The 1,180-nt window shown below is 55.0% G+C and carries 1 protein-coding gene; it reads right to left on the bottom strand.

Annotation, left to right across the window (positions count from 1 at the left end; genetic code table 11):
* A partial coding sequence (locus tag ACR0B3_RS24080) for a helix-hairpin-helix domain-containing protein (protein ID WP_480811248.1) occupies window positions 1-1,180 on the bottom strand: 1,180 nt, incomplete at both ends.

The raw sequence follows: 1,180 nt of genomic DNA, 5'->3' as shown, positions 1-1,180 counted from the left end.
CAACGGTCAACACCACATTCTGGCCCGCCTCCAACAGATGCCGCGCAGACTCGAGCAGGTCAGAGAACACTGTGACTTCGTAAAGTCCCGTTGGATCAGAAAGACCCACAAAGGCAAAACGGGTGCCGCGCTGGCTTTTGCGCTCTTGCTTGACCGCAACCGCCCCTGCCAATTTGGTGACAAAAGCCCCCCCTTGCACCCGCGCCTCAACCTCACGCAGCGACAAGCAGCCTGAGCGTTTCAAGCTTGGCATATATTCATCCAAAGGATGGCCAGAAAGATAGAAACCAACCGCCTGATGCTCTTGGGAAAGCCGTTCATTCGGCAACCAATCTGGCGGATTAGACAGGCGTGGCTCAGGCAAATCATCGCCCCCTTCCCCGAATAGGGAGGTCTGGTTTGACGATTTTTGATCGTGAATTGCAACAGAATAGGCAACCAGCGCATCCAAACTGTCAAACACGCGGCGGCGGTTTGCATCCAGTTCGTCAAAGGCGCCTGCGCGCGCCAACATCTCAAGCGGCCGCTTGCCCACCCGTTTCAAATCAACCCGCCGAGCGAAATCAAAGAGCGATGCAAAGGGCTGATCTCCGCGCCCTTCAACGATCAGGCGCATTGCATCGACACCGACATTTTTCAAGCCACCCAAGCCATAGACCACGCGCCCGTCAGACACGGAGAACGTAGCAAGCGAGCGATTAACGCAAGGCGGCACGATCTCGATGCCAAGGCGACCCACCTCTTGGCTGTAAATAGACAGCTTATCCGTCAGATGGATATCGCAATTCATCACCGCAGCCATGAATTCGACAGGATGGTTCGCCTTGAGCCAAGCGGTTTGATAACTGACAACCGCATAGGCGGCCGCGTGCGATTTGTTGAAGCCGTAATTGGCGAATTTTTCTAGAAGGTCGAACACTTCTTCGGCCTTGGCCTTGTCGACCCCATTTGCCTTGGCGCCTTCCACAAATTTGGGGCGTTCGGCATCCATGGCCTCTTTGATCTTCTTCCCCATGGCGCGGCGCAGCAAATCCGCACCGCCAAGGCTATAGCCTGCCATGACCTGCGCAATTTGCATCACCTGTTCTTGATATACGATGATGCCTTGCGTCTCTTCGAGGATGTGATCAATCAACGGATGGATCGAGGCACGCTCTTTGATCCCGTTCTTCACCTCGCA

Source organism: Ruegeria sp. CE9 (assembly GCF_056537425.1).
Note: the sequence above shows the minus strand (reverse complement) of the source record. Positions and strands in the feature narration are given on the sequence as shown.